Genomic DNA, 18,437 nt, shown 5'->3' with positions numbered 1-18,437 from the left:
ACTGCGCTGTAACGGAGGTAGATAAATGTATCAGTCAAATGAGTTGACAGGGAAGCAGAAGGCAGCCATTCTCTTAATTTCGTTAGGACCAGATCTTTCAGCTCAAATTTTCAAACATCTTCGCGAAGATGAAATTGAAAAGTTGACCTTGGAAATTGCCAATCAACGCAAAATTTCGCCTGAAATGAAAGAATTAGTTATTAGCGAATTTCATGAAATGTGTTTGGCGAAGGAATATTTGGCTGCTGGGGGCTTGGATTATGCTAAGGAAATTTTAGAAAAAGCACTTGGTTCAGAAAAAGCGGTAACAATTATTAATCGGTTGACATCAAGTTTGCAGATTCGTCCCTTCGATTTTGCACGTAAAACAGATCCTTCACAGTTATTGAATTTTATTCAAAATGAGCATCCTCAGACAATTGCTTTAATTATGGCCTATTTACAACCGGAGCAATCGGCAGCGATTATTTCGGCTTTGCCGGCCGATCGTCAGGTTGATGTTGCTAAAAGAATTGCTGTCATGGATCGTACTTCGCCTGATGTTATTAAGGATGTTGAAAGAATTTTAGAAAGAAAACTGTCTTCGCTTGTAACACAGGACTTTACTGCTGCTGGTGGAGTTGATTCAATTGTGGAAGTCTTAAATCGTGTAGACCGTACAACTGAGCGGACGATTATTGAAAATCTTGAAATACAAAATCCGGAACTTGCCGAGGAAATCAAAAAACGTATGTTTGTCTTCGAAGATATTGTGTTGCTTGATGATCGCTCGTTGCAACTTGTATTGCGTGAAATTGAGTCGAAAGACCTTGGTTTGGCTCTGAAGGCATCTTCAACTGAAGTAGCAGATAAAGTTTATAAGAATATGTCGAAAAGAGCTTCGGAAATGCTGCGTGATGAGATCGAATATATGGGGCCTGTACGCATCCGTGATGTTGAAGAAGCACAACAAAAAGTGGTTAATGTCATTAGGCGTCTCGAAGATTCGGGTGAAATTATTGTTTCACGTGGTAAAGGAGACGAAGTCATTGTATAGAGTTCTTAAATCTACTTCGCTACGTAATACGCCTGTTGTTATTGCAACAGTTCCACCTGTTATTCATTATGAAACAGACTCATCACCTTCTGTAGAAGCGATTCAGCAGGCAGAGCTTGAATGTCAATTGAAAAAAGCGCAAGCAGAATGTGATGCAATTCTTGCTGATGCTCATCATAAGGCAGAAGAAATTCTTGCTCAGACAGCAGTAGAAAGTCAAAATTTAAAATCTGAGGCAATGGAAAAGGGACGTCAAGAAGGGTATGACGCGGGATTTGCGTCAGGCTTAGAAGCAGGTAAGGAGCAGGTTCGTCAGGATATGAGTGATGAACTCAGTCGTTCGGCGCAGCAGGCATCTCAGCTTTTGGCACACGCTCAGCAAGACGGTCATGACATGATTTTAAATGCAAAGCAACAAATTTTAGAGCTTGCTGTCGAAGTGGCACGTAAAATTTTAGCGAATGAAATTGAAGAAAATTCGGCGGTTGTGTTATCCATGGTTCGTGCGGCTTTAGAAAAAGTTCGTGATCAACAAGAAGTGAATGTTCGTGTTCATTCGGTCGATTATGAATTCATTATGAAATCTCGTCATGACTTACAAGCACTGATTGGTCGGGAACAGCCTATTTTAGTACAAGCAGATAATTCAGTTCCGCAAGGCAATTGTTTGATTGACACTACAAGCGGTACAGTAGATGCGCGTATTGATACGCAATTGGATTCGATACGTAAAGCATTACAAGAAGTGTCGGCATGACAAGTTTTGTAGTAAGTCCTTATCTAAAAGCAGTACAAGATGTACAGGCTATGAAACTGACTGGGCGAATAACGCAAATTATTGGTTTAGTTATTGAAGCGCAGGGACCTGCTGTTAATTTAGGTGAACTTTGCTATATTACATCGCGTGATCAATCTGTTTCAATACCAGCTGAAGTTGTTGGTTTTCGTGAAAAGCGTGTGCTTCTTATGCCAATTGGTGAAATGCAGGGGATTGGACCTGGTTGTGAGGTAATTGCAGCCAATCGTATGTTGACTATTGGTGTTGGATCAAGTTTACTTGGCCGAATTGTTGATGGTCTTGGTCGGCCGATTGACAATAAGGGGGCACTCAATTGTCATACTTTTTATCCCATACAGGCGACGCCCCCTTCTCCTCTTACACGTGAGCGCATTAGTGAAAAAATGGCTGTGGGAGTGCGTGCTATTGACTCGCTCTTAACACTTGGCCGCGGGCAAAGGGTTGGCATTATGGCGGGCAGTGGCGTTGGAAAAAGTACCCTGTTAGGTATGATTGCCCGTAACACGGAAGCAGATATTAATGTCATTGCTTTAATCGGAGAACGTGGACGTGAGGTGCGGGAATTTATTGAACGCGATTTAGGAGAAGAAGGTTTGCGTCGTTCTGTAGTTGTTGTGGCTACTTCTGATCAACCGGCCTTGGTGCGTGTGAAGGGAGCCATGACAGCGACGACCATTGCTGAATATTTTCGTGACCAAGGCAAGCATGTCATGCTCATGATGGATTCTGTCACGCGTTTTGCCATGGGGCAAAGGGAAGTAGGCTTAACCATTGGCGAGCCACCCGCAACCCGTGGTTATACACCTTCGGTATTTGCTATGCTTCCTAAGCTTTTAGAACGTTCAGGGACAGGGACTACAGGATCTATTACAGGAATTTATACCGTTCTTGTCGATGGTGATGATATGAATGAGCCAATTGCTGACTCTGTACGTAGTATCCTTGATGGTCATATCGTTTTATCGCGCAATATAGCGGCGAAAAACCATTATCCAGCCATTGATATACTTGCAAGTGTCAGTCGTGTTATGTTGGAAATTGTTGACTCCGATCACTTGAAAGCAGCCCAAAAAGTACGTTCCATTTTAGCTACTTACAAAGAAGCCGAAGATTTGATTAATATTGGGGCTTATGTGAAGGGAAGCAATGATGAAATTGATTTAGCTATTCAATATATTAGTGCTGTAAGAAAGTTTTTACAACAAGATGTTTATGAACAAACTTCCATAGCAGAAACAATTGCTTTATTAAAAGAAGTGGTTTCATAGGAAATAAGGTGATAGAGAGTGAAGCGCTTTCAGTTTAATCTCGAAGCTTTAGTGAATGTTCGCCACATGCATGAAGAACAAGCGCAAATGCATTTTTCTCGGTCCATACAATTGCTTAATGCTGCGAAAAGTCAGCTCGAAGCATTGTTGAATTTAACTGAAATAACGCGTAAGGAATGGCAACAAGTGCTTGGCGAAAAGAAAACGATTGATGATTTTACTCTCTATTCTTCTTATATAAAAAAGCTTACCATGCAGAGTGAACAGCAACAACTTGAGGTAATAAAAGCGGAAAAGTTTCATCAAGAATGCCTGATTGCTTATCAGGAAGCACGCAAGAAACGGAAAATAGTCGAACGTTTGAAAGAAAAAAAACGCCAACAATATTTTCATGATGTATTAGCAGAAGAACAGAAATTTCTTGATGAAATTGCCACACAACGATATCATCGCAAGATGTAAATTAGGAGATGACAGGTGTGAATGAGGTTGGTAGTCTAAATCGCGTTTTTAGTCGGATAGAGGCAATTGAAAATCGCTTTGGTCAGACACCCAATGCTGCTTCGTTAGCACTACAGACACAAAGAAAAGGCGATTTCTCCTCCATTCTTTCAGCAGTGCAACCGCAACATACGTCAGGTCCTACAGCGAGCAATTCTAGCAGTACCAGTTCAAGTGATATTATCAAAATGATTCAGTTGGCTGCAAAAAAAAATGGTGTAGATCCGAAACTTGCTCAGGCTATTGCGCGAGCAGAATCAGATTACTCACCAAGTGCAGTGTCTTCAGCTGGTGCGGTGGGAGTTATGCAGCTTATGCCTGAAACAGCAGCAAGTTTAGGTGTCCGTGATATTCAGGATCCCCGCCAAAATATTGATGGGGGCGTGCAATATTTAAAGCAAATGCTTACTACGTTTAACGGAGATGTTTCCATGGCTGTAGCCGCTTATAATGCGGGGCCTCAGGCAGTTAAAAATTATAACGGTGTGCCGCCTTATTCGGAAACACAAGCTTACGTGCAAAAAGTTTTATCTTATTATAGAAATTCATGATGACTCTATTATAAGATTAGAAATATTTGATTCTTGACGTCGCAGGGAAAGTGGGCAGTTTAGATGGCAGAAAAAAATACCAAGGCCACTCCAAAAAGAATAACGAACCAGAAGCCAATACCAGCTAGTGTGGAACAAACAGCACTACCGAAAAAAAGAGGGAAATTTTTTAAAATCATATTCATTTTGGTTATTTTGATTATTTTACTTGGGCTAGGTTTTGCTGTTGGCATCTATCTTAAGCTGATTGATGTCCAAAAATCCGCCGAAGATATGAATTTACAAGATAAGCCCTTCATCGGAAAGTTTTTTCAAAAGCCTAAGACCAATTTTGATCCCGTCGACTTAAATCCTGCACAAAGTGTTACACCTTCACCAGGAAATAGCTTAACCACACAGCAAGGTTCTATGCCAGGAACTTTACAAAGTGCAACGCCAGGGACTGTGCCTGGTCAGCTAGGGGCAGGACAACAAGGTGGAGTCATGCCTGATGGTTCAGTAGGGACTACGAATCCTACTGATTTGGCCAAGCTAGCAAAGCAAAAGCAGGCGCAGGAAACAAAGAAAATTTCTAAATTGGCTAGACTTTATGGAAATATGAAACCAGCGGAAGCTGTTCCTATTTTAACGCAGTTAGATGATGCTACTGTTGTGGCTGTTCTAAACAAGATGGAAGAAGATCAGGCGGCGCAAATTTTGGCTCAGTTTGATCCCGCAAAAGCTGCACAAATTAGTCAGGCTATGCTTGCAGCTGCGGTGATTCAATAAATAGATAAACAGAAAGGAGGTGAGAAAATGCCAACGATGATATTGAGCAATATGATGTTGTCTACTCCAAAAACGCTGTCTAATTCTGCTACTAACCAAGTAAGGACAGATAGTCAACAATCGAAAAGCAAAGGTTTTGCCAGTATATTGTCAGATTCAGTAAAAAATACTCAAAGTAATAATTCTTCGGTTAATCCGAATGATTCAACTGATGCGGATAGTAAGAATTCATCAAGTACTGTTGCAGCTAAAAAAGATGATTCACCTGCTAATTCTGATAATACCGATGCAAAAGATGTAAAAGATGTAAAAGATGTAAAAGATGTAAAAGATGTAAAAGATGTAAAAGATGTAAAAAATGCAAAAGATGCAAAAGATGCAAAAGATGCAAAAGATGCAAAAGATACGGCAAATACTGCGATTGTGGATCCGAATATCCTCCTTACAATGTTATTACAAATGAATAATAGTGTACCGACTCAGGTAACTGGACAAACAGGAGTATCTGTTGGGCAACAAGGCGAACAAACCACAAGTAATAAGAATGCAAAGGTTGCTTTGATGCAGCTACTGTCGCAAATTAAAGATTCAACTACCCTGACAAATGATCTTGTGTCCTCACTCAATTCGTTAGGAAAGGGTACGATTACTAGCGAGCAGCTTACTCAAGCAATTGCTGCGCTTACAGAAAAATTGCAAGCAGAGACAACGGGAGTAGCTACCACATCCAAAGTTGAAGGTTCTCAATCATCCGTGCCAGCTGTGCAAGAAAATTCAGTTTCTCCTATGACTACTACTACGACTGCTACTACTACTGCACAAGAGTTATCACAGAATCCGAATGCCTTGTTTACGGCTCTCAAAGGGGCTTTACCTGGCAAATTTGTGATTGATCATCAGGGCGGCTTGCGCAGTACTCAAAATGGAGTAAAAACTGACGGTAATGTGAAAGATTCGGCATCTGGGATCTCGGATGTAGATGAGGGGCTTGCTGATAGTCATTTGTTTACAACGGTTTCAACGCAGCAAAAAGGTGATGAACTCCAATTTGGAGCGAATGGTTTGTCACAGTCATCTCATCAAGGTCAGTCGACTACTTTGTTAGATACAACAGGTGGGAATTTTGCTCAAGCTTTAAGTATGGAACAAACCCGTTCAGGTGCTCAGGGTGTTACAGAGACTGCTTCACAAACTACGGGTGTTAAGGATACCTATCAAGTAGTGCAGCAAATCGTGGATCAAGCGAAACTAGTCACACGTGCTCAAAATACGGAAATGGTTATTCAACTGAAACCGGAACATTTAGGTGAACTTACATTAAAGGTGACTGTGGAACAGGGATTAGTGAATGCAACGTTCCATTCGAGTAACAGTGATGTGCGTGCAGCCATTGAAGCTTCTTTGCCGCAGTTAAAGCAAGAGTTAGCCAATACGGGATTGAAAGTGGATAATGTGGGCGTTTATACCAGTCTCGATCAGTCCATGTCCAATCAGCAACAGGGTTCTCAGCAACAGCGTCAGTTGAAATTTACCAATAAGAATAATGTGGTTAATTTTGATGATGTTTCGCAAATAGTTGATGATAATGAATTAACAAGTGAAGATGGCGTGGATTACCGAATTTAAAAGGAGTGAATAGTTATGTCAAGCGCAGTGGGTGCAACTCAAGCTACAAGTCCAGATACATCGCAACAAGCTGCAAGTACTAAATCAAAATCTACTCTAGGAAAAGATGATTTCTTGAAATTGCTGATGGTACAGATGCAATATCAGGATCCATTAAAGCCAATGGATAACACGGCATTCGTTGCCCAAATGGCTCAGTTTTCCAGCTTGGAGCAAATGCAGAATGTGGCCAATTCCTCGCGTATGACGCAAGCAACAGGGTACATTGGTAAAGCCATTGTTTGGACCGATTCGACGGGAGCATCACAGTCAGGTGCGGTAAGTGCTGTCAATGTAGTAAATGGGGAGCCTCAGTTAGTTGTCGGAAATTCTACAGTAGATTTGGATAAAGTCACAGCAGTCGGAGGTTCTAGTTCTGAAACTGCTTCAGCATCATCAGCGATAGCTAGTCTGGCTCTTAGTCTGATAGGCAAAAATATTACTTGGAAAGATTCCTCGGGTAATTCCCAGAGCGGTGTTGTAACTTCCGCCACGTTTGAGAATGATGTTCCGCAGCTATATGTTGGTACGACAGAAGTTGATTTCAGTAGTGTTTCGAAAGTCGGAAATTAACGAGAGGATGATAAGCCGTGGCGGATCAGCGTATTTATTCCGCTCAGCCAGTCTTTCCACTTGCGCCAACAAAATTATCCTCGACTCAGCACGCTTCCCTTGATTCAGGAAAGTCCAATGTTTTTGGAAATATTCTGAATGGACAAATTGCAGGAGTTAAATTTTCACAGCATGCCCTTGCTAGGTTGCAGAGCCGCCAGATTCAATTAAGTACGGCAGACTTACATAAGCTGAATACAGCGGTGGAAAAGGCTGAGCAAAAGGGAGCGAAGGAATCATTGCTGTTATTGAATAATATGGCCTTTGTTGTGAGTGTAAAAAATAAAACAGTCATTACAGCGATGGATGGAGCAAGTATGAAGGAAAATGTTTTTACGAATATCGATAGTGCCATGATTTTAGAGTAAGCTGGACCTTTTCAGGAGGCTTATATACGCTGTTGATTGATGGATGCAGCGTATTCCACAATAAATTAAATTAGGAGGCTATAGATTATGACTCGTTCTATGTATTCTGGTGTTTCAGGTCTGAAGAATATGCAAACAGCCATTGATGTTATTGGTAACAATATTGCTAACGTTAATACAGTGGGATATAAGGCCAACAGTACTAATTTTCAGGATATTTTAAGCCAAACCATTCAAGGGGCATCGTCACCGCAAGGAAATATGGGGGGAACCAATCCTATGCAAGTCGGTCTCGGTATGTCTGTTGCTACTATTGGTACCAATTTTACCGATGGCAATCTTCAATCGACAGGGAAATCAGGCGATCTTGCTATTTCAGGTGGTGGTTTTTTCATTATATCTGATGGCAACAATCAATTGTATACACGTGCTGGTGGTTTTACAATCGATTCAAAAGGCAATTATGTAGCACCAGGTGGGTATAAACTCATGGGATGGTCTGGTGTGGATGCAGACGGCAATGTGAATACAAGCGGCGACGTGAAGCCGATCCAGCTTCCGCTGGGATCAACGATGGCTGCATCTGCCAGTACGAGTGTGACTGCTGCGAATAATTTACAAGCTGATGCGGCAGTCGGAACGTCGACTTCGACTAAGTCAACGATAGTGGATACACTCGGTGTTCAGCATGACCTTACAACTACTTTTTATAAAGTCGACGATAATAAATGGCTGTCTTATGTTTCAACAAGTGATCCAACTGTTGGCGGTGCATTGCCAACCGGTGCTTGGCAGGAAATTGATTTCAGTCCTGAGGGCGTTTATACCGGTACCAAGCAAATCAATATTAATTCAGCAACGACTACGACACCGATTGCCATTCCTAATTTGAAGCTTGATAGCGATGCCTCATCCAAACACACGCAGAATTATGTTGCCATTGTGAACGGTAAGCCGCATACTTACCAATTGGCTGTTACTGCTGATGCTACGACACCAAACAAATGGAGCTATACGTTAAATGAGCCAGGTGTGTCTGGAACAACGCCTGTGACAGGTACTATAACTTGTCTTCCTGCTTTTGCAGGCTATACGATTACTCCAGCGTTAACTATTGGTACGCCTGCGATAACTTTAACGCCTACAGCTGGTGGAGAAACTGCACCGGCATCAGCCGCATTTACCGCAGCAGGTAGTCTCACCACTGCTCCTGGTTATACGACAACAACTTCAGTCCCCTTCTCAACATCATTTGTTGGCGGGGCCAACGCGGTGTCAGTGACACTAGATTATAGCAAACTGACGCAATATGGCGCGACGACTTCAACCGTTCAGGCGACAGGTGACGGTTACACGGCAGGAAGTCTTAAAACGGAATCCCTCGATGCAACAGGTACTATTGTGGGTGTTTATAGCAATGGTCAAAGACGCAATTTGGCTCAAGTGGCTTTAGCGGCTTTTAATAATCCGGAAGGTCTTACTCATGAGGGCAGTACAAACTATTCGATATCAAATAACTCGGGACAGCCGCAAATTGGAACAGCCAAATCTGGCTCACGTGGCGCTTTGTCAGGCGGCAATTTGGAAATGTCGAATGTGGACTTAGCCAAAGAATTTAGTGATATGATTGTAACTGAAAGAGGTTATCAAGCGAATTCTAAAATTATTACAACATCTGATGAAATGTTGCAGGATTTAAATAATCTTAAACGGTAAGAAAAATGAATAATGTGGGGGAGATTTTCCCCCCCAACATTTTAACAGGGGGGTTAATGAATGATAAAATTATCGAGGCTTAAAAGTAATGGCACAGAAATTATTTTGAATGCCGAACTGATTGAGACGATTGAACAAACACCGGATACAGTGATTACACTGACAAATGGCAAAAAAATTCTTGTTGAAGAAAGTATGGATGAAGTCGTACGTAAAGCCATGGATTATCGGCGGGCTATTTTTAGAAATTTACGGTAACAATTATTGAAAATGAAGAATAATAAACTGGAATGTTTGAACATTCCAGTTATATATCAAAGTTATGCGTGTTAGCTTAAAAAAGGACACTTTAACGAAAGGATTGGCGATTTCGCGGGGAATTCCTGCTAAATTGTAGAAATATGTAAGTGCTTTTTAGTCAGTAAATAGAAAAAAATGGCGATAATAAATGAAAAAAGTTTTTTGCGCCTTTTGAATATATATGAAGCAGGTCTAAGGGGGTGTAACAATGGCTGAAGGAGAGAAAAAGTTTTCTCTTGTGACGATTATAGGTATTGTTGTTGTAGGATTACTGTTGGCAGGGGGTGTTTCTTATTTTATAGCGACGAAAATTGTTGCTGAGCGAGTGTCGACTAATGATAAAAAAGCAGGGGAAGTCCATGAGCCTGGTGAATTTATTAAATTAGGTGACGCCAAAGAGGGTCTTATTGTAAACATGGGAGGCGTAGGTGGACGGTATCTAAAAATCGGTATTATTTTAGAAATGAAGCCGGACAAGAAAGCGGCGCCAAAAGATGGAAAAAATTTATCACCTGATGAGATAAAAGTGACTGATACTGTTGTTTATGTATTACGCTCGCAGAAAATTGAAGATTTTGATCCAGCTAAACAGGATCAGTTGAAGGAATTAATTAAAAACGAAGTAAATAAAGTTTTTGGTGAAGATCGTGTGTATAATGTCTATATTACGAATCTTGTTTTACAGTAATTTGATAGAAGTAAAATTTAAGCGGAAGGAGGGAGATTAATGGCCGGGGATGTACTCTCACAAGCGGAAATAGATGAATTACTTTCTAATATATCCAGCGGCGCTGTATCTGCTGAAGAAATTCAAAGTGAAGAAAAGCAGAAGAAAGTAAAGATATATGATTTTAAACGTCCTGATAAATTTTCAAAAGATCAGATTCGTACGTTAAATATGATTCATGAAAACTTTGCCCGTCTGTTAAATACTTATCTTTCCGCAAATTTACGGACTATGGTGCATATTGATGTTGCTTCCGTTGATCAGTTAACCTACGAAGAATTTATTCGATCTTTGCCAAGTCCAAGTGTCATTGGAATATTTCAAATGAGTCCGCTTAAGGGCAATGCTATCTTAGAGCTCAATCCGAATATTGTTTTTGCGATTATTGATCGCTTATTTGGCGGAAAAGGAACGCCGATGACAAAATCGCGTGCTTTGACAGATATTGAAGAAGCTATTGTAACAAGAGTCATCAATAAAGCGCTGGAATGTATTCAAGATGCCTGGAAGCAGGTAGTGTCCATTGATCCTCACATGGATGTGATTGAAACAAATCCACAATTCACCCAAATTGTTCCACCGAATGATATGGTTGTCATTATTACTTTGCAGGCGAAAATTGGTGATGCTGAGGGATTGCTTAATCTTTGTATTCCTTATTTAGTTCTTGAACCGATTATGTCAAAGTTGACGACAACTTTTTGGGTAGCTTCTGCTGTAGCCAAGAAGGAATCAAATGAAGGCGCTGACTTTTTGCAAAAGAAACTTGTCAAAGCTTTGGTGCCTATTACGGCTGAACTTGGCAGAATAACAATTACTGTTGCTGAAATGCTTGGCTTAGCTGTGGGTGATGTTCTTCAATTGGAGACAAAAGTGGATGATGAGTTAAGCGTACTTATTGGATATCAGGAAAAATTCAAATGTAAGCCAGGTATGAATGGCAAGAAAATGGCTGTGCAAATAACGAAAATTATGAAAGGAGATGATGAAGATGAGTGATGGTTTTCTTTCTCAAGAAGAAATTGATGCCTTGCTTAAAGGGGAATCAAGTTCATCTCCTGCTGCGTCGGAAGACAAGGTAGAGTTATCTACGATGGAAGAGGATGCATTAGGTGAGATTGGAAATATCTCTATGGGGAGTGCGGCAACTACTTTATCGATACTTTTAGGTAAGACAGTGTCGATTACAACACCGCGTGTTTCCATTTCTACATTAAATGAAATTAAAGAACAGTATCCCTTGCCTTATGTAGTTATCGAAGTGAGTTATACTCATGGGTTGGTTGGGACGAATATTTTAGCCATGCGAGAACAAGATGCGTTAATCATTGCTGATTTAATGATGGGAGGCGATGGTTCTAACCCCCCAACTGAATTGAGTGAATTATACAGTAGTGCAGTTACAGAAGCAATGAACCAAATGATGGGTGCGACAGCAACCTCTATTTCGACGATGTTTAAAAAGAAAATTGATATTTCACCGCCGACTAGCACACGCGTTGATTTTGCGACAGATTCACAAATAACTGATATGGCAGCAGGTTCTGAGCCGATTGTTAGAGTGTCTTTTCGGATGGAAGTAGAAAATCTGATTGATAGTGAAATTATGCAACTGGTTTCAGTTGATGTTGCCAAAGAGATGGTGGGGAATTTAATGGAAGCTATGCAAAAAGCAGAGGCACCGGCAGCTTCGCCAGCATCAGTGCCAAGTCCGGCTCCTGTAGCAGCCCAAAGTACGGGACAAGCTGCGAGTTATGCAGCACCGAATATGACGCAGCTAAAACCGTCGCAACCAGCACCGAATGTTGTCGTACAGCCTGCTCAATTTGCACCTCTTACTCCTGGCGGAGTACCAATTAGTGATACAAATATAAATTTAATTATGGACGTGCCCCTACAGGTTACTGTAGAATTAGGTAGAACCCGCAAATTAATCCGCGAAATTTTGGATTTGTCAGCAGGCTCAGTCATTGAATTAGATAAGTTAGCAGGGGAACCTGTTGATATCCTTGTTAATGGGAAGCTTATCGCGAAAGGTGAAGTGGTAGTTATTGATGAAAATTTTGGCGTTCGTGTGACAGATATTCTAAGTCCCCTCGAACGGGCTACCAACCTACAGTAAATTGAAAATAGAATGAATAGGGGAGATTTGTGAATGGCAACGCGAGTATTAATCGTAGATGATGCGGCTTTTATGCGCATGATGATTAAAGACATTTTATCAAAAAATGGTTTCGAAATTGTCGGTGAGGCAGAAAATGGTGCAAAAGCGCTTGAAAAGTGGCAAGAGCTTCGTCCTGATTTAACAACAATGGACATTACGATGCCTGAAATGGATGGAATTACGGCAGTAAAAGAGATTAAAAAATTAGATCCTAATGCAACAGTTATTATGTGCAGTGCCATGGGTCAGCAAGCGATGGTTATTGAAGCCATTCAATCAGGTGCACGTGACTTTATTGTGAAGCCTTTTCAACCCGATCGCGTGTTAGAGGCTATTCGTAAAGCAGTAGGTTAATAATGAATAGAATAATGATACAAGCACGGCGGATGTTATTTGTCGTTCTCATGGTTATTCCTGCTGTGGTTCTTGCTGCTGATGGAACAGGTGAATATTTAAAGCAAGAACCACAATATTCTGGTTCATCCAGTCTTTCTGTATTTTCCTATGTCATATCCCTGTTGTTTACTTTTGGAGTTGTTCTGGCTTTGGCTTACTTTACCTCCAAGTTTTGGGGCAGTAAATTGAGTCAGTTTACTAGAAATGAAAATCAGAAGGTACTTCTTACTTTACCCTTGGGGCATAATCGCGCTGTCTATGTCGTTGAGATTGTAAACGAGTATTTTGTGTTGGGTGTTACAGATCAAAATATATCATTATTGCATAAGATTACTTCAATTGAACAAATCGAACAACTTAAAGCACAGATGATACTACCCAGTAAAGCAGATAATTTTGGACTGATTTTTCGCAATCAACTTCACTCGTTGAAACACATGTCACATAAGTTTCCTGTTGTATTTGGTGATGATGGATCAACAGATACGGCATTAAATCACACGAAAAATCAGTCAACTGATTCAGAGAAGAGGTAACAGCCGTGAATAAAATACTTATAGTCATTTGTGCTGTTATTTTTTCGTTGCTTATGAGTCTTTCTTCAAGTGCAATGGCAGCACCACTGATTCCGATTCCAAGTGTGACTATTGGTGTAGATAATGCAAGTAGTCCGCAAGAAGTGGCTACAAGTTTGCAAATTCTTTTTGCTTTAACTGTATTGACACTTGCTCCTTCCATCTTAGTTATGATGACTTCGTTCACCCGCATTATTATTGTACTGTCATTTTTGCGTAGCGCTCTTGCAGCGCAGCAAATGCCGCCGAATCAAATTCTTGTTGGGCTGGCCTTGTTTTTAACTTTCTTCACCATGTCGCCCTATATTGACCAAGTCAATCAAGATGCATTGCAGCCCTATCTTGCAGGGACATTAGATCAGCCTACTGCCATGAGTAAGGCACTGAATCCCATGCGGGAATTTATGTTTAAGCAAACGCGTGAAAATGATATTGCTTTGTTTGTTAATATAGCGGATGGACCGCGGCCTGCTTCTCAAGCTGAAGTTCCAACAATGACGCTTATTCCGGCTTTTGTTATTAGTGAATTGAAAACAGCTTTTCAAATTGGTTTTTTGATTTATATTCCATTTATTGTAATTGACATGGTTGTGGCAAGTACATTGATGTCAATGGGTATGATGATGGTACCGCCTGTCATGATTTCCATGCCTTTTAAAATATTGTTGTTTATTCTTGTTGACGGCTGGCATTTAATTGTGCAATCACTCATTACTAGCTTTCACTAGAGAGGGGAATACAAAAAGTGAATGGCGATATGGCAATTCAGATTGGTCGCGAAGCGCTTATGATGGTTATGCTTGTATCTGCCCCAATGCTTGGTTTAGGTTTAATTGTTGGTGTTCTTGTGAGTATATTTCAGGCAACGACACAGATTCAGGAACAAACCCTGGCGTTTATTCCGAAAATTATTGCCGTATTTGTGGCTATTTTAGTCTTTGGTCCCTGGATGCTTAGTTTAATGGTTGATTATACTCAACAGATCTTTCAATATTTACCGCAAATGATTCACTGAAATAGATAAAGGTGGCAGGTTAAGTGGATTTATTTGCATTAGTTCAAAATCAAATGGGTATATTTCTACTGATTTTTGTGCGAGTGAGTGGGATTTTCACGGCAGCACCTGTATTTGGTGCCCGCAATGTGCCGCTGTTAGTTAAAGCCGGGATGGCGCTGATTTTTTCATTGGTGTTATTACCTCTGTTAGGTCAGCATCCACCTGTTATGCCAAGTAATTTTTTTGTGTATATCTTGCTTGTCATTAAAGAATATTTAGTTGGGTTAATTATTGGTTTTACAGCTTCACTTGTGTTTTCGTCTATACAAATGGCAGGATATCTCATTGATACACAAATTGGTTTTAGTATGGTAAACGTTCTCGATCCGTTGTTTGGGCAACAAGTTCCTCTTATAGGTAACTTTAAGTATATGTTGGCTTTAATAGTATTTTTAGCGATAAATGGTCATCATTTGTTTATTATGGCTCTTGTTTCTAGTTTTCAAGTTGTTCCTGTTACACAGGTTGTATTTCGTACAACACTGGCACCGTTATTTGTTGATTTTCTGAGTAACTTTTTTATTATCGCTTTAAAGATTAGTTTGCCTGTTGTTGTTACATTACTTTTGATGGATATTGGCATGGGAATTTTGGCTCGTACCATGCCACAAATGAATATTTTTATGGTTGGAATGCCTGCAAAGATTCTTGTTGGATTATTTATATTATCTATAGCACTACCTTTTTATATTCTGTTTATCGAGGTTTTATTTAATGGAATGTATGCCAATCTTAATCAAATTATTCAACAGTTTGCGCCAGGATAGTGTCGTAATGAGTTCATTTGATTTACAACGGTTTGCAGGTGAAAAAACAGAAGAACCAACAGCCAAACGCAAAGGCGAGGCCCGGCAAAAAGGTCAAGTTCCCAAAAGTATGGATTTTAGTTCAGCTGTTATTATGCTTGCTGCCTTTTTTTCATTACAATTTATTGCTCCTTATATGTACAAAGAAATTTCTGGACTAATGAGAAGTGTTTTTACTCAATTTCCTACGGCCGATTTTACAATAGCGAGTTTTCAGATCATGTTTATGGATTATGGCGTGGTTTTTTTGAAAGCTTCTTTACCTATTATGCTTGTGATTCTTGTTGTTGGGTTAGTGATTAATTATCTTCAAGTGGGATTTTTATTTACTTTACAGCCTTTAACACCGAGTTTGAGCAAACTCAACCCTATTAGCGGCTTGGAGCGCATGTTTTCCATGCAATCCATGGTTGAATTAATCAAGTCCATTATTAAAATTAGTGTTGTGAGCTTTTTTATTTATCGTTTTGCGCAAAATCAAGTGAGTCAAGTAGCGCAGTTGATGCATGCCGATCTGATGGATGTGATGCAAGTCGTCGGCTCAATGACACTAAAACTTGCTTTTCAGATTATTACGGTTTTGTTAGTTTTATCAATTCTTGATTATTATTTTCAATGGTGGCAAACCAATAAGAATATGAAAATGGACAAGCAAGAAGTGAAAGAAGAAATGAAGCAATCCGAGGGGAATCCGCAAATTAAGAGTAAAATTAAAGAACGTCAACGGGCACTCGCATTAAAGCGAATGATGCAGGAAGTACCTAAGGCTGATGTTATTATTACCAACCCGACACATTTTGCAGTTGCTCTAAAATATGATGCGGATATGGCAGCTCCCATTGTCGTTGCGAAAGGGCAGGACTATATTGCCCAAAAAATAAAGGCAATTGCTAAAGAGCATGCAATTGTTATCGTTGAAAACAGGATGTTGGCGCGGACTCTCTACAGTTCGGTGGAAATAGGTGAAATCATTCCCGCTGAATTGTATCAAGCTGTTGCTGAGGTTTTAGCATATGTATATCGCTTAAAAAAACGGTTGTCTTAATTAAAGGAGCGAAATTCGTTGGCTGCACAATCTACACCATTTGCAAAATTAACCAAACATAGTGATATCCTCGTGGCATTGGCCATTATAACGATTGTTGTTATGATGGTAATTCCTTTGCCTGCCGAAGTTTTGGACTTGTTTTTAACGCTCAATATTACCATTGCCTTAACTGTGGTGATGGTAGCTATTTATAATGTGGAACCCCTTGATTTTTCTGTATTTCCATCCCTGTTACTTATGACAACGCTGTTTCGTTTGGCTTTGAATGTTTCATCAACACGACTCATTTTACTTAATGGCTATGCGGGCGACGTGATTTTATCTTTTGGTAATTTTGTTGTGGGTGGTAATGCGATTGTAGGGTTTATTATGTTTGTCATACTGATTATTATTCAGTTTATTGTTATTACGCGCGGTGCAGAACGGGTAGCTGAAGTTGCAGCTCGGTTTACTTTGGATGCTATGCCTGGTAAACAAATGAGCATTGATGCTGATCTGAATGCCGGTCTCATTCAAGATAGTGAAGCTAAGGCCCGGCGTATAAAAATTCAGCGCGAAGCTGATTTTTTTGGTGCCATGGATGGTGCCAGTAAGTTTGTTAAAGGTGATGCTATTGCAGCGATTATTATCATTGTTATTAACATTGTCGGCGGTTTTATTATTGGTATGGTACAATTGAATTTGTCCGTGACTCAAGCACTTCAGCAGTATACGTTGCTTACAGTCGGCGAGGGATTGGTAAATCAGATTCCAGCGCTCTTAATATCAACGGCAACGGGTCTTGTTGTAACAAGAGCTGCTTCGAGTGAAAGTCTGGGTGTAGATTTGTCGCGCCAATTATTATCGAATGATAGAGTGTTTTTTATCGTTGCGGGTGTTTTGGCGTTTTTTGCTATTATTCCTGGATTGCCAGGCATTCCCTTTGGTTTGCTCAGTGCCTTATTATTTGGCATCGGTTATATGTTGCGTAATTCTAAGCAGACTGTGGCTCAGGCAGAAGTTACTAAGCAAGAAGAAAAAGAACTGGAAGATGTTCGCAAGCCGGAAAATATTGTTTCATTACTTCATGTGGATCCTATGGAGCTAGAAATTGGCTACAGCCTTATACCGCTTGTCGATATCGGGCAAGGTGGCGATTTACTTGATCGTGTTGTCATGATTCGGCGGCAGTGCGCGCTGGATTTAGGCCTGATTGTGCCAACCATTCGTATTCGCGATAATATTCAACTAAAACCAAGTGTTTATGTCATTAAATTAAAAGGTGTAGAGATCGCGCGAGGCGAATTATTACTTGAACATTATATGGCCATGAATGCAGGCAATGTTTATGAAGAAATTAGTGGTATTGAGACGAAAGAACCTGCTTTTGGTCTGCCTGCTCTTTGGATTCAAGAAGCAGATCGGGAAAAAGCTGAACTTGCAGGTTATACTGTTGTTGATACAGTATCCGTACTTGCCACGCATTTAACAGAGATTATCAAATGTCATGCTGCAGAAATTCTGGGGCGTCAAGAGGTACAAACCTTAGTTGAAGCGGTGAAAGAGAAAAATCCTGCTGTTGTGGAAGAGCTAGTGCCGAATTTACTAGCGTACGGTGACATTCAAAAGGTCTTAGCTAATTTATTGCGGGAGAGAATATCGATACGTGATATGGTAACTATTTTGGAAACGCTTGCTGATTACGCAGCATTAACAAAGGATACGGAAGTACTTACTGAATATGTACGTCATGCCTTAGCGCGTAACATTTGCAATAGTTTTGTCGTAAATAACACTCTTACGTGTATCACAGTAGATCCGACTCTGGAAAATACCATTTCCGGTGCTGTTCAGCGTAGTGAGCAAGGTTCATTCGTTGCTTTAGATCCAAATAAAATGAAGGAACTGATCAATAGTTTAACTGTTGAAATTTCTAAAATGACGGATCTTGGTTATCAGCCCATTGTACTCACAAGTCCGGCGGTACGTTTGTACTTTCGTAAGGTAACGGAACGTGCTGCACCTAGTCTCATTGTTCTTTCTTATGCGGAAATAGAGCCTAGAGTTGAAATCCAAGCTTTAGGGATGGTGAAGATATAAT

The 18,437-nt window shown here is 40.3% G+C and carries 21 protein-coding genes; all 21 read left to right on the top strand.

Translation table 11 applies throughout. The annotated features are described in order from the left end of the window. The first annotated feature begins 25 nt into the window (after window positions 1–25). The 21 genes from fliG (at window position 26) to flhA (ending at window position 18,436) form a co-directional block, all read left to right on the top strand. On the top strand, window positions 26–1,036 hold the full coding sequence (gene fliG, locus Ga0466249_RS15235; protein ID WP_215830324.1) for a flagellar motor switch protein FliG: 1,011 nt from the start codon (window positions 26–28) through the stop codon (window positions 1,034–1,036). Beyond that, entirely contained in the window at window positions 1,029–1,793 is a 765-nt protein-coding gene (locus Ga0466249_RS15230) for a FliH/SctL family protein (RefSeq protein ID WP_215830323.1), read from the top strand. The genes fliG and Ga0466249_RS15230 overlap by 8 nt, the downstream gene beginning before the upstream one ends. Further along, window positions 1,790–3,103 carry a flagellar protein export ATPase FliI gene (fliI, locus tag Ga0466249_RS15225; RefSeq protein WP_215830322.1) on the top strand — a complete coding sequence of 438 codons (1,314 nt, stop codon included), beginning with the start codon at window positions 1,790–1,792 and terminating at the stop codon, window positions 3,101–3,103. The genes Ga0466249_RS15230 and fliI overlap by 4 nt, the downstream gene beginning before the upstream one ends. 18 nt (window positions 3,104–3,121) lie before the next feature. After that, window positions 3,122–3,565 carry a flagellar export protein FliJ gene (gene fliJ, locus Ga0466249_RS15220; protein ID WP_215830321.1) on the top strand — a complete coding sequence of 148 codons (444 nt, stop codon included), beginning with the start codon at window positions 3,122–3,124 and terminating at the stop codon, window positions 3,563–3,565. A 17-nt stretch (window positions 3,566–3,582) separates the two neighbouring features. Beyond that, complete coding sequence (locus tag Ga0466249_RS15215; protein ID WP_312889781.1) at window positions 3,583–4,155, top strand: lytic transglycosylase domain-containing protein; 573 nt, start codon at window positions 3,583–3,585, stop codon at window positions 4,153–4,155. A 63-nt stretch (window positions 4,156–4,218) separates the two neighbouring features. Next, entirely contained in the window at window positions 4,219–4,923 is a 705-nt protein-coding gene (locus Ga0466249_RS15210; protein WP_215830319.1) for a MotE family protein, read from the top strand. Between the two features lie 27 nt (window positions 4,924–4,950). Next, window positions 4,951–6,549: a flagellar hook-length control protein FliK gene (locus Ga0466249_RS15205; protein WP_215830318.1), complete on the top strand. Its 1,599-nt coding sequence runs from the start codon at window positions 4,951–4,953 to the stop codon at window positions 6,547–6,549. Window positions 6,550–6,564: 15 nt separating this feature from the next. After that, a complete protein-coding gene (locus tag Ga0466249_RS15200; RefSeq protein ID WP_215830317.1) occupies window positions 6,565–7,161 on the top strand; it encodes a flagellar hook capping FlgD N-terminal domain-containing protein in 597 nt (198 codons plus the stop codon). Between the two features lie 17 nt (window positions 7,162–7,178). Next, window positions 7,179–7,568, top strand: a complete 390-nt coding sequence (locus tag Ga0466249_RS15195) for a TIGR02530 family flagellar biosynthesis protein (RefSeq protein WP_215830316.1) — start codon at window positions 7,179–7,181, stop codon at window positions 7,566–7,568. An 87-nt stretch (window positions 7,569–7,655) separates the two neighbouring features. Further along, a complete protein-coding gene (locus tag Ga0466249_RS15190) occupies window positions 7,656–9,284 on the top strand; it encodes a flagellar hook protein FlgE (protein WP_215830315.1) in 1,629 nt (542 codons plus the stop codon). A 60-nt stretch (window positions 9,285–9,344) separates the two neighbouring features. Beyond that, a complete protein-coding gene (locus tag Ga0466249_RS15185; protein ID WP_215830314.1) occupies window positions 9,345–9,542 on the top strand; it encodes a flagellar FlbD family protein in 198 nt (65 codons plus the stop codon). Window positions 9,543–9,792: 250 nt separating this feature from the next. Further along, a complete protein-coding gene (locus Ga0466249_RS15180) occupies window positions 9,793–10,272 on the top strand; it encodes a flagellar basal body-associated FliL family protein (RefSeq protein ID WP_215830313.1) in 480 nt (159 codons plus the stop codon). Window positions 10,273–10,311: 39 nt separating this feature from the next. Continuing rightward, a complete protein-coding gene (gene fliM / locus Ga0466249_RS15175) occupies window positions 10,312–11,310 on the top strand; it encodes a flagellar motor switch protein FliM (RefSeq protein WP_215830312.1) in 999 nt (332 codons plus the stop codon). Next, window positions 11,303–12,433 carry a flagellar motor switch phosphatase FliY gene (gene fliY / locus Ga0466249_RS15170; RefSeq protein WP_215830311.1) on the top strand — a complete coding sequence of 377 codons (1,131 nt, stop codon included), beginning with the start codon at window positions 11,303–11,305 and terminating at the stop codon, window positions 12,431–12,433. Before fliM ends, fliY begins: the two co-directional genes overlap by 8 nt. A gap of 33 nt (window positions 12,434–12,466) precedes the next feature. After that, window positions 12,467–12,829 carry a response regulator gene (locus tag Ga0466249_RS15165; protein WP_215830310.1) on the top strand — a complete coding sequence of 121 codons (363 nt, stop codon included), beginning with the start codon at window positions 12,467–12,469 and terminating at the stop codon, window positions 12,827–12,829. Window positions 12,830–12,831: 2 nt separating this feature from the next. Beyond that, on the top strand, window positions 12,832–13,407 hold the full coding sequence (gene fliO, locus Ga0466249_RS15160) for a flagellar biosynthetic protein FliO (protein ID WP_215830309.1): 576 nt from the start codon (window positions 12,832–12,834) through the stop codon (window positions 13,405–13,407). A gap of 53 nt (window positions 13,408–13,460) precedes the next feature. Then, window positions 13,461–14,174 (top strand): flagellar type III secretion system pore protein FliP, encoded by a 714-nt coding sequence (gene fliP, locus Ga0466249_RS15155; protein WP_215830349.1) that lies wholly within the window; start codon window positions 13,461–13,463, stop codon window positions 14,172–14,174. Between the two features lie 17 nt (window positions 14,175–14,191). Then, a complete protein-coding gene (fliQ, locus tag Ga0466249_RS15150) occupies window positions 14,192–14,461 on the top strand; it encodes a flagellar biosynthesis protein FliQ (protein ID WP_215830308.1) in 270 nt (89 codons plus the stop codon). A 23-nt stretch (window positions 14,462–14,484) separates the two neighbouring features. Further along, a complete protein-coding gene (gene fliR, locus Ga0466249_RS15145; RefSeq protein WP_215830307.1) occupies window positions 14,485–15,270 on the top strand; it encodes a flagellar biosynthetic protein FliR in 786 nt (261 codons plus the stop codon). A gap of 7 nt (window positions 15,271–15,277) precedes the next feature. After that, window positions 15,278–16,354 (top strand): flagellar biosynthesis protein FlhB, encoded by a 1,077-nt coding sequence (gene flhB / locus Ga0466249_RS15140; protein WP_246588759.1) that lies wholly within the window; start codon window positions 15,278–15,280, stop codon window positions 16,352–16,354. 18 nt (window positions 16,355–16,372) lie between these two features. Continuing rightward, on the top strand, window positions 16,373–18,436 hold the full coding sequence (flhA, locus tag Ga0466249_RS15135; protein ID WP_215830306.1) for a flagellar biosynthesis protein FlhA: 2,064 nt from the start codon (window positions 16,373–16,375) through the stop codon (window positions 18,434–18,436). The last annotated feature ends 1 nt before the right edge of the window (window position 18,437 follow it).

The sequence above is a fragment of the Pelorhabdus rhamnosifermentans genome (assembly GCF_018835585.1).
GTDB lineage: Bacteria > Bacillota > Negativicutes > UMGS1260 > UMGS1260 > Pelorhabdus > Pelorhabdus rhamnosifermentans.
This window is presented reverse-complemented; position numbering and strand designations above follow the sequence as displayed.

What these genes read in the sequence shown, in the direction of transcription:
- flhB (WP_246588759.1), top strand. Translation starts at nt 15,278, where the DNA reads ATGAGTTCATTTGATTTACAACGGTTTGCAGGTGAAAAAACAGAAGAA.
- Ga0466249_RS15190 (WP_215830315.1), top strand. Translation starts at nt 7,656, where the DNA reads ATGACTCGTTCTATGTATTCTGGTGTTTCAGGTCTGAAGAATATGCAA.
- Ga0466249_RS15180 (WP_215830313.1), top strand. Translation starts at nt 9,793, where the DNA reads ATGGCTGAAGGAGAGAAAAAGTTTTCTCTTGTGACGATTATAGGTATT.
- fliO (WP_215830309.1), top strand. Translation starts at nt 12,832, where the DNA reads ATGAATAGAATAATGATACAAGCACGGCGGATGTTATTTGTCGTTCTC.
- fliM (WP_215830312.1), top strand. Translation starts at nt 10,312, where the DNA reads ATGGCCGGGGATGTACTCTCACAAGCGGAAATAGATGAATTACTTTCT.
- fliP (WP_215830349.1), top strand. Translation starts at nt 13,461, where the DNA reads ATGAGTCTTTCTTCAAGTGCAATGGCAGCACCACTGATTCCGATTCCA.
- Ga0466249_RS15210 (WP_215830319.1), top strand. Translation starts at nt 4,219, where the DNA reads ATGGCAGAAAAAAATACCAAGGCCACTCCAAAAAGAATAACGAACCAG.
- Ga0466249_RS15165 (WP_215830310.1), top strand. Translation starts at nt 12,467, where the DNA reads ATGGCAACGCGAGTATTAATCGTAGATGATGCGGCTTTTATGCGCATG.
- fliG (WP_215830324.1), top strand. Translation starts at nt 26, where the DNA reads ATGTATCAGTCAAATGAGTTGACAGGGAAGCAGAAGGCAGCCATTCTC.
- fliI (WP_215830322.1), top strand. Translation starts at nt 1,790, where the DNA reads ATGACAAGTTTTGTAGTAAGTCCTTATCTAAAAGCAGTACAAGATGTA.
- Ga0466249_RS15185 (WP_215830314.1), top strand. Translation starts at nt 9,345, where the DNA reads ATGATAAAATTATCGAGGCTTAAAAGTAATGGCACAGAAATTATTTTG.
- Ga0466249_RS15200 (WP_215830317.1), top strand. Translation starts at nt 6,565, where the DNA reads ATGTCAAGCGCAGTGGGTGCAACTCAAGCTACAAGTCCAGATACATCG.
- Ga0466249_RS15205 (WP_215830318.1), top strand. Translation starts at nt 4,951, where the DNA reads ATGCCAACGATGATATTGAGCAATATGATGTTGTCTACTCCAAAAACG.
- fliY (WP_215830311.1), top strand. Translation starts at nt 11,303, where the DNA reads ATGAGTGATGGTTTTCTTTCTCAAGAAGAAATTGATGCCTTGCTTAAA.